Origin of the sequence: Paraclostridium tenue, assembly GCF_039521565.1 — a bacterium.
Lineage (GTDB): Bacteria > Bacillota > Clostridia > Peptostreptococcales > Peptostreptococcaceae > Paraclostridium > Paraclostridium tenue.
This window is the reverse complement of sequence record NZ_BAAACP010000010.1, coordinates 79793-93581: the sequence shown is the minus strand read 5'-3', so window position 1 is coordinate 93581 and position 13789 is coordinate 79793. Positions and strand designations below refer to the sequence as shown.

The window sequence follows — 13789 nt, the reverse complement described above, 5'->3', positions numbered from 1 at the left end:
CTTATAAGGCATTTTTGAGATTTTTTACTTTAATTTATTTCTAATCCCATTTTCATCTATAATGTAAGTAGTTTTAACAACTCCAAATCCTACTTTTACATATAATTTCTTTTCTTGACATACATCATAAGCTTATTTAGCTATTTCTAAGAGTTTCTATAATTACTTCATTGTTAACTTTTTCAAAACAAATACTTGGAACAAAAATAGATATTAATAGTAGTATAGGTAGTGATAATATTACAGGCATAATTCTAAAACTATAACTAAATATACTCATTCCACCTGTAATTGTATTAACCAATAAATAAGTAAGTGGCAATCCTATTATAACTACTGCACCTATTGTTATTACTACATAATATATTCCTTCAAGTATAAGCATCTTTTTAATTTGATTTCTTGTCATACCTATACTATTTAACATATCCAGTTCATTCTTTCTAGATATGATATTTGTTGATACTACATTAATAAAGTTTAGTATTCCTATAATACCTACTATGGCACTTAGTCCATAACCTACTATTTCATAAATTTTTATAGTTGATTTAAATTCATTTATATAAGTTTGTTTTGATCTATAATCAAGCAATGGATTAGCTTTTATTAAAGATTTAATATTATTTTCTACTTCTTGTTCTTTACCATCTTTAACATTAAACATAGCCGTAATTATTGAATTATTTTTTGTTGTAGTTTTAAATTCTTCTGATGGCAAATACCCTGTAAAACATGGAAATCCAATTCCTCTATTTAAGTATGCTGGTTCGTTAGTCATTATTGCCATTACTGTGTACTCTTTACTTTTACCATTTTCAAAAGGTATCGTTACCTTATCCCCAACCTTTACCAAATTTCCAAGCATAAAGTTTGTATTTGCTATTATATAATCGCCAGATGCAAATTTTTCTTCATCTAATTTACCTTCAGATATATAATTTTTTAAAAGCTTATATATACCTCTATCCACTCCATAGTATTCACTTGAAATCTTTTTTTCTTCTAATATTTCATCTATTGATTCATTTATCTCTTCATTTCCTTCTTTATGCTTAGCATCTAAAGCTTTTTTTATCTTGTCAGTTAAAGGTATCTTAGTTTGTTTATAATACATTTTATCAATAGAGTTAACTCCATTTAATTTTTCAAGGTCTTTAATTACATCTTCAGTAAGGGCATTTATAGCATTTGGGTCAAATTCCATTCTATAAAAACTCGTATCTCCTATTGTAAAATCTGTTCCTATAGATCTTCTCAAGAATTTATCTATATCAATACCTGATGCCATTGTATATACTGTATTTAAAAGTATTATACTTAATGATAAAGATGCTATTACTATAAATGTTTTTTTCTTATTTCTAAAAATATTAGATAAAGCCATGTTATTTAATTTTGCACCACTTGAAGTTTTCTTTATTTTGCGTTTTATGTTTTCATTTACTCCAGTGTATCTTATGGCTTCTACTGGCGATACTTTTGATGCTATTTTAGCTGGTTTATATACACTTATTAATACTGTTATTATTGAAAATACTGTTGCAAATATAAATATAATAGGATTTGATGATAGCTTAGTATGAGTTACATTTACTGTTTTCATTATAAGTGGAGTTATCATAGAACCTATAGCATATCCTAATATTAAACCTATTGGTATTGCTATTAAACATAGTCTTAATGCTTGTTTTATTATTATCTTTTTAATTTGTTTTTTAGTTGTTCCTATGGTTTTTAATTGACCGTAAAACTTTATATCCCTAACTATTGATATATAGAATATGTTATATATTATTAAATATCCTGTAAACATTATAAGAAGTATTAATCCAATTGCTCCAAATACTGTGCCTAAATCTAAAGTCTTACCTCCCATATACGCCCAATTTACTCCACAACCTATTTCATTTTCATTATATCCACTATCTTTTATTACTTTTTGTAGTTTCTTTTCTATGTTCATAGAATTAGAAAAATTCACATCTAATATTATAAGTCCTACAAAATCATTATCTTTTTTAGATTTTTCTTGATCTATATTGCCTAATACATCTTTTATGAAATTTTTTGAAACATATGCAGAACTTGCACTTACTACTTTGTCACCTTCAAATATACCACTTACTTTAAATTCATTAGTATATTCTTTATCATCTATTTTATAAGTTAATTTTATATTTTGATTAAGGTCATAAGGAAGACCTAATAAGTCTAAAGTTAAAGTATCTAATAATATTTCATTTTTCTTAGTTGGAATATCTCCCTTTATAGGTGTTGAAAAAGTTGTTTTTATATAATTTTTATCCCCATATTTTATTTCAACCTGTCTTTTTGCAAGTTCTTTATTTTCAGCTATTGCTAGAGGCACTGCTATTCCTTTATATTTTATAAGCTTATTGTCTTTTATTTTATTGTATTGTTCTACTGTTAAATCTTTAAATCTACCGTGAGTACTTCCTCCTACCATACGCATAGTACTGTATTCATTAGATTTTAACATTCCCATGCCTATTGTAAATAAACTAGTAAAAAGTAAGGTTGTAAGTACTATAGCTATTATAGCAATTTTGTTTCTACTTTTATTTGCTTTAAAACTTTTCCTTGAAAGATTGTTTATAACTAGTGTATTTGTATTTTTTATCATTACTTCTCCACCACCTTAGAAACAATCTTTCCATCTTCTATTCTTATAATTTTATCTCCCATTTGAGCTATTTCTTCATTGTGAGTTATCATAACTATTGTCTGACTAAATTTTTTACTCATTATTTTTAAAAGTCCCATTACATCTTGACTAGTTTTACTATCTAAATTTCCTGTTGGCTCATCTGCAAGTATTATAGATGGTTTACTAGCAAGTGCTCTTGCTATTGCTACTCTTTGTTGTTGTCCTCCCGAAAGATTATTTGGTAAATTATATATTTTATTTTCTAAACCTAAAGATTTTATAACTAAATCTACATGTTTATTATCTATTTTATTTCCATCAAGCTCTATTGGAAGTACTATATTTTCATATACATTTAGTATTGGTATTAAGTTAAATTGTTGAAATACAAATCCTATTTCTCTTCGTCTAAATATAGTTAATTCATCATCACTTAACTTTGATATGTCTTTATTAGCAATTTTAACTTCTCCATTAGTGGGTCTATCAAGACCTCCTATCATATTAAGCAATGTACTTTTACCACTTCCTGATGTACCTACTATACAAACAAATTCACCTTCATTTATTTCAAGATTTATACCATCTAGTGCTTTTACCAAGTTTTCATCTTTTCCATAATATTTTTTTAAATTTTTAACTTCAACTACTTTCATATCTTCCTCCCTAACTTTTTATTAAATGTAATTTATTTCCTATACCTTTAATATATAAATAAATTGTTACAAACTAGTGTCTCAAATATAACAGCTTTGACACATTTGATTTATGCTGGTAAGAATATTGAAAAAGTTGAGCCTTGATTTATTTTTGATGAAACTTTTATATAACCACCTTGATGTGATATTATTTGTCTTGTTAAATATAAACCTATACCTACCCCCTCATATTGATTTGTATTTTTACATCTATAAAATCTTTTAAATATATTGTTAATTTCTGATTCTTCTATTCCAATTCCATTATCTGTTATATCTATTCTTTTGAAAAGTTCATAAGAAGTTATATTTATGCTTATACTTCCATTTTCATTTGTGTATTTTATTGAATTTTCTAATATGTTTACAATTGCTTCTATTGTCCATTTATTATCATAATACCCCTGTGCACTTTTATCTCCATCTACACTTATACTTATTTGTTTTTTGTCTGCATTTTTGTAGACTTCTTTTATCGATGAGCTTATTGTATCTATTAATTTAGTTTTATTTTTAGTAGGTTTTATTATTCCATTTTCAAGCCGAGACATTTTTATTAGTGATTGTATCAAGAAGTTTAGTCTGTTTGATTGATTATTTATATCTAGAAGTATATCTTTTGTATACTCATCTAAATTTTCATTTTCAAGTATAAGTTCACTGTATAACATAATGTTTGCAATAGGTGTTTTAGTTTGATGAGATATATCAGCTACTAAGGATTTTATGCTATTTCTTTCTTTTTCTATAGCTTTTTTGTTGCTTTCATATATTTTTATGTATTTTAATAGTTTGTGCTCTAGTGAAGATAGTATTGTTTCATCATATCTATTTATTATTTCTTCTTTATCTATAGCTTTTGATATCATATTATCAAGTAAATTTACTGTAGATTGTACTTTAAGCTTTATTGTATAAATAAATGATAATCCTATAATGACTATAGATAATAAAAACATTATACTCACTAGTTTTAATATTTTTAAATCAATTATATCTATAAAGTATATGAATACTGAAAATAGTGTACATATACTTATGAATAAAGTTGAATATATAATATATATTGTGTTAAAGGAATGATTTTTTTGTTTACTCATTTTTATCACCTTCTGAGAAAATATATCCTATTCCGTATACTGTTTTTATATATTTAGGTTTTGATTTATTATCTTCTATTTTTTCTCTTAATCTTTTTATATTCACTGTAAGGGCATTTTCCTCTACAAACTCACTATCATTGTCCCATACATTATCTATTAATTGTTCACGAGTTAACACTCGTCCTTTATTTGTTATTAGCATTTTTAATAGCTTTTGTTCTGTTTTACTTAAATTTATTTTATTATTATCTTTAGTAAATTCCATTTTATCAAAGTCTAAAATTATATTATCTACAGTTATTTTATTATTTGTATTTGTATTTTTATTTTCTAATCGTCTTAAAGCTACCATAACTCTTGCACGTAAAACCATTAAGCTAAATGGTTTTGTTATATAATCATCTGCACCTAATTCTAATCCTGTTACTATGTCCAATTCCATATCACAAGCAGTTAGAAATATTATGGGTATTGTTGATTTTTCTCTTATTTCTTTACAAAAATCAAATCCATTTCCATCAGGAAGATTTACATCTAGTATTATTAAATCTACTTTTTCTTTTTTTAAGATGTTTCTTGAATCTTCTAATGTAAATGCCTGTTTTATGTTTATGTCATTTTGCCTAAGTGTTAACATTATGCCTTTGTTTAGAGTTATATCGTCTTCTATTATTAAAATAGTTTTATTCCCCATTAATTCCCTCCATTAATTCCCATACTCTTTTATGCTAAATACATTATTGTATATTTTTAAATTTATTCAATTAAATAGTAGCTATGTACTTATATAAAGTCAATAAATGTATTATTTTCACCTATCAAGTACTTAAAATATTAATTTGCTTAGTCCAATTCTTGAAGAAAATATTTTACAAACTTTAAAAATAAAAAAGTTGAGTCAAAGTATTATAAATAAATACTTAGACTCAACTCTTATATTGTTAACTAACACCCTCTCGTGTTTCACTACATCCTCTTTTTAAGTATTAAGTTTTTAAGAGATGGGATATTTTTATTAATATGCTGCTTTAAATATATTTATTATATCTTGTTTGTTACCTTTTCTTGGATTACTAAATGCATTTCCATCTTTAAGAGCCATTTCAGCCATATATTCGAAATCTTCTTCTTTTATTCCCTTTTCTTTTAATGAAGTTGGTATTCCTATATCTTTAGATAATCTAAACATTGCATCTATTGCTTTTTCAGCTGCTTCATGAACTGATAAACCATCTATATTTTCTCCCATAAATTCAGCTATATCAGCAAATTTTTGTGGATTAGATATTATATTATACTTACAAACATGAGGTAATAACATTGCATTAGCAACACCATGTGGCATATCGTATAATCCACCTAATTGATGAGCCATAGCGTGAACATAACCTAAGTTAGCATTGTTAAATGCCATACCAGCTAATAATGATGCATAAGCCATATTTGTTCTCGCTTCTAAATTTTCACCCATAGCAACTGCTTGTCTTAAGTTATTAGCTATTAATTTTATTGCTTGTATAGCAGATGCATCTGTTACAGGGTTAGCATCTTTAGATACATAAGCTTCTACTGCATGAGTTAATGCATCCATTCCTGTAGCTGCAGTAAGTCCAGCTGGTTTTCCAACCATTAATTCTGGGTCATTGAAAGATACTAATGGTAAGTTTCTCCAACTAACTATAACATATTTGACCTTAGTTTTTGTATTAGTTATAACGCAGTGTCTAGTAACTTCGCTTCCAGTTCCTGCTGTTGTATTTACTGCTAATATTGGTGGTAATGCATTAGTTAATGTTTCTATACCTGCATATTCATATAAATCCCCTTTATGAGTTGCAGCTATACCTATACCTTTACCACAGTCATGAGAAGATCCTCCACCTACTGTAACTATCATATCACAATTTTCGTCTTTGTATATTTTTAAACCATCAGCTACATTTGTATCTTTTGGATTTGGTTCAGTTCCATCGTATATAACAACTTCAATACCTTCTTGTGTTAAATATTTTATTGTTTGTTCAACTGCTCCATTTTTTTGAGTTCTTAAGAATTTATCTGTAACTATTAAGACTTTTTTTCCACCTAACATTTTAGCTCTTTCACCAATAACTTTTAAACATCCTGGTCCCATAAAGTTAACACTTGGTACTAGATAATCATACATTCTGCCCATTTCATATTCCTCCAATTTATGTCCGTTAGTCTTGATTTAAATCTACATCAAAATCTTTTGAGTTTTAAATTTGTATTTTATTTTGATTTTAGGTTTTCGTTTTCCTTGTTATAATTTTAACCCTTTTCCTTGTCAAATACATCTTAATATCTTAGCTTTTTATGTAAATTTTTAGCCTATTTTTATTTTAAAAATACGACTTTTTTGACCTTCACTATTTTTTACATAAAAAAAGTCCTATTTTTTAAATAAGACTAGTTTTTTATACATATCTCTGAATTTTTTTGGAGTTGTTCCTTCTAATTTTTTAAATATCCTTATGAAGTAACCACAATCTTCAAAGCCTAAATCTAAGGAAATACTATTTATTGCTTTATCAGTATTTATTAACAACTGTTTTGCTTTTGCTATCTTTTTCATATTTAAATATTCAATAAAATTTATTCCTGTTTCCTTTTTAAATAATTTGCTAAAATAGCATTGACTTAAGTTACATACAGAAGATATTTTTTTTAAAGTTATATTTTCATAAATATTATTATTAATATATTCAATAGCTTTCATGATTGGAGATTCTTCATTATTATATTTATTAATCATGAAATTAACATCTTTAGTTTCATCTACTTTTTTTATATCTATACATTTACTACTATTTTTATCTTCATTTTGTTCATTATAATATTCATTGTTAATTTCATTTAAGGACATCTTAAGTACTGCTTCTTCTGCTATATAATTGCTTATATGAAACATCATCTGTGCTATTGATTTTATCTTATTAAAACTTAAAATAGGTAATTTACTATATTCTATCTCAAGTTCTTTTTTTAATCTATTATCCAAATTTTTAAAGGTATTGTCTACCTTTACAATTTCTTCTAATTCAAATTTGTCATTTTCATCTACCAAAATCTGACCTGCCATCATAGCTCCTAAATATTGACCCATAACTATTATAGGTACAGCAAAATCTACTAATCCTTTATGGCATTTATATATATAAGCTTCTTTAATTCTAGCAGATTCTACTCCTCCTCTAGAATCACACTTTTCACATAAAGCTGAATACTCATTTATTTCTCTAACCATACAGCAAAATTTTGTAGAATTACTATGACTTGTTATTGGCTTGCCCTTATAATCCACCATTATTATTGCTATATCTGTAGCTTTAGCTATATCATCTTGTATTTTTTGAAATGATTCTATATTTATTATTTCTTCTAATAATATTGCATCCCTCAATATAACACATCCTTTTTTAATATTTATGTTGTGTTGCATTTTCATTATATTGTGCTGTATATATTTTTTCAATCATTAAAATACAAATATATCCAATAAAATTTGTGCTAAATTTATATTTGCGAATGTGTTAATTTATTATAATTATTTAAAAATACAATTAAATAAATTTTATTTTATTTTTATTTTCAATATAGCTAATTATAGGCCCATCATAACTTTTGCTACACATTATAGCATTAGATATTTTATTAATTAAAATAATCATATACTTTTCTCTATAGCAATATAAACATAAACCTTCTTTTCTTAGTACATAAGAGATTGGATATACTTCAAACTTATTACCGTTTACTTCTAATTGTATAAAAGACTTATTATCTAAAGATTTATCAATTTCTTTGCATATTTTATTTTTAGTGTCAAACTCTTCTTCATATAAATCTATTATAAATCGTTGTCTAAGATTACTTAAAATTTTAGAACATCTATCATTATCTACGAACTTAAATTTTTCAATCAAAAAAGATTCACTTATATCCTTACTTATTTTTTCACCTATATATAATGCAAATATTAAAGATTCATAATCACTATATTTTAGTATATACTTTGATATTATATAGTTTTTATCAATCTCTACTCCTCCGTTTACACCTCTATATATAGTTATAGGTATTCCTAGTATTGATAACTTATCTAAATCCCTTCTTATTGTTTTAGTAGATACATTAAAAATTTCAGATAACTCCTTAATTGTAACTTTAGAATTACACCTTAATAGATAAAATAAAATATCTAATAATCTCATTAATACTTCCTTTCAATCTACTAATTATATATTTACTTATTATTTTTTAACCACATTATTGCACTATAAGCATAAATAGCTGCTCCTGTAGGTAATATATCTTCATTAAATACAACCTTCTCATTATGCATTGGTTCTCCAAATAAAGTATTCTCTTGTTTTGAACCTGCACCTAGCATAACATATAAGCTTGGAACTTCATATGAATAAGAAGCAAAATCTTCTGATCCCATTCCTCCAGATTCAAATAATATAACTGATTGTTCTCCTACTAAATCTTTCATATAATTAGTAATTTCATGAGCTAAATTATTATCGTTAGTTAATGGTGGTACTGAAGATAACTCTATTAACTCAGCTTCGCCTCTAAACATTTTAGCAGTAGATATAACTATATCATTTATTCTGTTAAATATAAATTCTCCCACTTCTTTGTCTAAACTTCTGATAGTACCTTCCATAACAACCTCTCCTGGTATTATGTTTGGTGCATCTCCTCCAACAAATTTACCTATCGTCACAACAGCCGGCTTAGTAGCTGATATTTCTCTACTTATTATTTCTTGTAAAGATAAATAAATGTGAGCAGCTATATTTATCGGATCTACTCCTGTTTCAGGCATAGCTCCATGACATCCAGATCCTTTTACAACAATTCTAAATCTATTACATCCTGCTATGCTAGTTCCTAACCCACATAATATTATATTTGAAGGTGTACCAGAATGTACATGCATTGCCATAGCTGCATCAACTTTAGGATTTTCAAGGACACCTGCTTGTATCATCTTCTTGGCACCTGTAAATCCTTCTTCATCTGGTTGGAATACTAATTTAATAGTACCTTCTATTTGATCTTGATTTTGTTTTAGTAGCTTAGCTGCACCTAAAAGCATTGCTGTATGCATATCATGACCACATGAATGCATACATCCATTAGTTGATTTAAAGTCACATTCAGCATCTTCCTTCATTGGTAATGCATCCATATCTGCTCTTAATAAAAAAGTTTTTCCTGGTTTATCTCCTTTAATTGTGGCTACTATACCACTTTCACATATTTCCTTAGGATCATATCCGAATTTTCTTAATTTATCTATCACATAAGTTTTTGTTTTAGGTAATTTAGATCCAACCTCAGGATTACTATGAATAGTTCTTCTATAAACTATCATATCTTCTTTTATTAACTTAGCTTGTTCTATAAATTTATTCATAACTCTACCTTCTTTATTTTTAGATTTTAATTTATTCTTTTACATATTTGATATATTAATTCATCAATTGAATTAAGTATTTATTTCTTACCCCTTTTAATATATATATTAAACTTATTGATATTTATATAAGCTATATTTAGATAATAGTAAATAATGTTGACACATATTGTCTACATTATAATATTTTTAATATTTTATAATTTTATTGAAATTTGTTATTTTTTATATTTTTATCAATATAGTTAATAAACCTACACTCAATATATTTCATTTCAAATCTTCTATTTATAAGATTTATATGTCTAAAATAAAATTTACATAAAAAAAGATATTGATTTTAATCAATATCTTTTAAAGTTATACTCACAATTTTCTAATTAATCGAGATTATGCTTTTAATAGTTAAACTTAAGCGTATTATCTTTTACATAAACTTTTTTATCACATATAGATGTACTTGATTTTCTATGTGATACCATTATTATTGTCTTATCATCTGATTCTTCTTTTATACTTCTTAATATTTGAGCTTCATTAAGAGTATCTAAATTGCTAGTTGGTTCATCAAGAATTAAAACTTGTGGATTATGTAAAAATGCTCTTGCTATACCTAATCTTTGTCTTTCTCCTGATGAAAGGTTTGAACCTATTTCTCCAACATTAGTTTCATATCCCTTTGGTAGGGTTTCTATAAACTCATGTATAGATGCTTTTTTACAAGCACTTATTATTTCTTCACGAGTCGCATCTTTTTTCCCAATCTTTAGGTTATTTTCAATTGTATCATTAAATAAAAACGTCTCTTGACTTACTAATGATTGTGATTTTCTTAAAGACTTTGTTGGAATAGTTTTTATATTTTTATTGTCTATTTCAATACTTCCCTTATCTACATCCCAAAATCTCATCATAAGTTTTAAAAGTGTACTCTTTCCACATCCACTTTCACCAATTATTGCAATCTTATCACCTTTTTTAATGTTAAGATTTACATCTTTAAGTAGTACTTCTTCTCTATCTAAATACTTAAATTCTAAATTATTTATATTTGTATTATTCATTTCTAAATCTTCATTTCCAGCTACTTCACAAACAGCAGGTACTTCATCTAGTATATCAAATAATCTTTGTGCACAAGCAAATGTATGCATTAAGTTGTTTGATAAGTTACTTAGTGCTACAGTAGGACCAAATGAACTAGAAAGTAAAACCAAAGCTACTACTAATTGTCCTAGGTTTATAGATTGAGATTTGTATAATGTAACACCTGCATAAAGTGTTGTAAGTATTGCTATCATTATAGTTATATCAGTTAAAGCTCTTATTAAGCCTTCATGACTTTTTATGACCTTCATCTTTTCATTTAATTTATTACTGTTTTCGTTTATTGAGTTTAATCTATTGTTTCCTTGCCCAAATAATAGTATTTCTTTTATCCCTTTTAATGAATCTAACAGGAAACTATTAGTTTTTCCAAATTCATTTCTATAATCAAATCCTGCTTCACTTCCCAACTTAGAAGATAAAACCGGTATTATATATCCTACTATTATATAGAAAACTACTCCTATTATCCCAAAGTATGGATTTATATTATATAAAAATACTGCTATTATAGCTGATGTAATTATAGCTATTGCTATTGGTGCTATAGTATGAGCATAAAATACTTCAAGTAACTCGATGTCACTTGTTATAACTGATATTAAATTTCCTTTCTCCTTACTTTCAAGCTTGGCAGGAGCTAATTTTCTTAAAGCTTTATATACCTTATCTCTAAGTATAGCAAGTATTTTAAATGCTATATAATGACCTGAATATTGCTCTATATATCTTAGTATTCCTCTAATCACTCCACATACAATTATTATTTTTACACAAGTTTGTAAAGTATATCCCATATCCAAACCTATAATATTTCCCATAGCTACTGCTCCAAAAGTAGTTATAGCTATAGCGGCTAAAAATCCTAATACTCCAAAACTTATTGTTATCATCATTACAGGCACTAATGGCTTTAATATTTTTATAAGTCTAAGCATTATCTTTCCACCAGATAACCTCTTTCTTTCCTTATTCACTTATAGCCACCTCCCTAGTTACATCTTCTTTATATATATCTTCTAATTTCTCTTGATTTGTGTATAAATTAGCATACACTGAATTATTCTTCATTAAATTATCATGATTTCCACTCTCAACTATATACCCTTTTTCTAGTACATATATTTTATCTGCATTCTTTATATTAGCTAATCTATGTGATATGACTACTACTGTTTTTTCTTTAGATAGTGCATATATTGTTTCAAGTATTGAATCTTCACTTTCAACATCTACATTTGATGTAGCTTCATCAAATATATAAACTTCTGGGTTTGTAAGTATCATTCTGGCTAAAGCTAATCTCTGCTTTTGACCTCCAGATAAGAATGATCCATTTTCTCCAACTGGAGTTTGTAATTTTTTCTCTAATCCCATTACAAATTCATATAAATTTGCTTTTTTAAGAGCACTGTATAATTCTTCTTCAGTCGCATATTCATTACCCATTCTTAGGTTTTCTTCTATTGTAGAATTAAATATATATGAGCTGTGACTTATAAAACTAACCTTTTTTCTTAATTCATCAAATGGTATATTATTTAGATTTATTCCATTTAATAAAATCTCGCCTTTATCAACTTTATTTAATTTTAAAAGTAAATTAGTTATTGTACTTTTTCCACATCCACTTTCTCCTACTAAAGCAACCATAGACTTGTTTTTTATATCTACATTAACATTATGTAAAACTTTTCTTTCATTATCATAGCTAAAATCAACATTCTTTATTGATATAGAAATATTCTCTAACTTTTCTTTATCCTTATCAGATAATTCTTTTTCAGCTTCAACCTTAGTATCAAGTAAATCAAAAATCTTATCAGCTGCAGCTAGTCCATTCATAGCTACATGGAAAAATGATCCTAAAAGTCTCATTGGTATAAAAAATTCTGATGATAATAGTATTATTACAACTGTAGATCCTATTGTAATGTTCCCATTGTAAAATTCAGTAACAGCTATTAATATACCTATTGCTGAACCCCCAAATGCTATTAAGTCCATTATTGTTATAGAATTTAATTGCATTGATAAAACTTTCATTGTTATATTTCTAAAAGTCTCTGCTTCTTTATTCATCTCTTGATTTTTTTCTTCATCTAAATCAAATATTTTTAAAATTGTAAGACCTTGAAGATTTTCTAGGAAAGAATCTCCTAAATTAGTGTATATCCCCCAATATTTACTTAAAAGTTTTTTGGCAAATTTCATTACAGCTGCTATTGATATGGGTATTAGTGGCACACATATTAAAAGTACTATTGCTGCTTTAAAACTTATAGGTGCAATAACTAAAAATAAAGTAAGTGGTGCTAATAAGCTGTAAAATAATTGAGGTAAGTATCTACCAAAATAAATTTCAAGTGCTTCTACTCCATCTACTGCTATTTGAACAATTGAAGAAGTTGATATTGTATCATTGTAATTCACACCTAATTTTAATAATTTCTTATAAATACTTTCTCTAATAGATGTTCTTACATTTGCTGATGAATAATAAGAAAATCTTCCTGACATATAATTGCATACAAATCTTATTAATATTAATGAACCTAAGTAAAGTACATAAACTCCTGTATTAAAGTTTAAATCATTATTATGTAATTTATCTATTATATTCCCTACAAATAGTACTATTCCTATATTACATATTATAGATATCCAGTTCATTAAAACTGTAAGATATACATATTTTTGAGATTCTTTACTAAGCGAAAGCAATCTTTTGTTTATCATAAATAATTCCTCCTTTTAT

At 26.2% G+C, this 13789-nt stretch carries 10 protein-coding genes; all 10 read right to left on the bottom strand.

The genetic code is table 11. From position 1 onward, the window contains the following. Nucleotides 1-136 precede the first annotated feature (136 nt). The 10 genes from ABFX13_RS09410 to ABFX13_RS09365 all read right to left on the bottom strand — a co-directional run bounded on the left by ABFX13_RS09410 (nucleotide 137) and on the right by ABFX13_RS09365 (nucleotide 13770). Entirely contained in the window at nucleotides 137-2647 is a 2511-nt protein-coding gene (locus tag ABFX13_RS09410; RefSeq protein ID WP_428833873.1) for an ABC transporter permease, read from the bottom strand. Beyond that, on the bottom strand, nucleotides 2647-3327 hold the full coding sequence (locus ABFX13_RS09405; RefSeq protein ID WP_195923783.1) for an ATP-binding cassette domain-containing protein: 681 nt from the start codon (nucleotides 3325-3327) through the stop codon (nucleotides 2647-2649). Before ABFX13_RS09405 ends, ABFX13_RS09410 begins: the two co-directional genes overlap by 1 nt. 110 nt (nucleotides 3328-3437) lie before the next feature. After that, nucleotides 3438-4469, bottom strand: a complete 1032-nt coding sequence (locus ABFX13_RS09400; protein ID WP_346045285.1) for a sensor histidine kinase — start codon at nucleotides 4467-4469, stop codon at nucleotides 3438-3440. Then, nucleotides 4462-5166, bottom strand: a complete 705-nt coding sequence (locus ABFX13_RS09395; RefSeq protein ID WP_346045283.1) for a response regulator transcription factor — start codon at nucleotides 5164-5166, stop codon at nucleotides 4462-4464. Before ABFX13_RS09395 ends, ABFX13_RS09400 begins: the two co-directional genes overlap by 8 nt. Before the next feature lie 321 nt (nucleotides 5167-5487). Continuing rightward, on the bottom strand, nucleotides 5488-6648 hold the full coding sequence (locus ABFX13_RS09390; protein WP_346045281.1) for an iron-containing alcohol dehydrogenase: 1161 nt from the start codon (nucleotides 6646-6648) through the stop codon (nucleotides 5488-5490). Between the two features lie 237 nt (nucleotides 6649-6885). Then, nucleotides 6886-7896 carry a PocR ligand-binding domain-containing protein gene (locus tag ABFX13_RS09385; RefSeq protein WP_346045279.1) on the bottom strand — a complete coding sequence of 337 codons (1011 nt, stop codon included), beginning with the start codon at nucleotides 7894-7896 and terminating at the stop codon, nucleotides 6886-6888. Between the two features lie 160 nt (nucleotides 7897-8056). Then, nucleotides 8057-8707, bottom strand: a complete 651-nt coding sequence (locus tag ABFX13_RS09380) for a helix-turn-helix transcriptional regulator (protein ID WP_346045277.1) — start codon at nucleotides 8705-8707, stop codon at nucleotides 8057-8059. Between the two features lie 32 nt (nucleotides 8708-8739). Continuing rightward, nucleotides 8740-9924 carry a M20 metallopeptidase family protein gene (locus ABFX13_RS09375; protein WP_346045275.1) on the bottom strand — a complete coding sequence of 395 codons (1185 nt, stop codon included), beginning with the start codon at nucleotides 9922-9924 and terminating at the stop codon, nucleotides 8740-8742. A gap of 398 nt (nucleotides 9925-10322) precedes the next feature. After that, the gene (locus ABFX13_RS09370) at nucleotides 10323-12008 is read right to left on the bottom strand and encodes an ABC transporter ATP-binding protein (RefSeq protein WP_346045273.1); all 1686 of its coding nucleotides are present in this window, start codon (nucleotides 12006-12008) and stop codon (nucleotides 10323-10325) included. Continuing rightward, the gene (locus ABFX13_RS09365) at nucleotides 12001-13770 is read right to left on the bottom strand and encodes an ABC transporter ATP-binding protein/permease (protein WP_346045271.1); all 1770 of its coding nucleotides are present in this window, start codon (nucleotides 13768-13770) and stop codon (nucleotides 12001-12003) included. Before ABFX13_RS09365 ends, ABFX13_RS09370 begins: the two co-directional genes overlap by 8 nt. Between the last annotated feature and the right edge of the window lie 19 nt (nucleotides 13771-13789).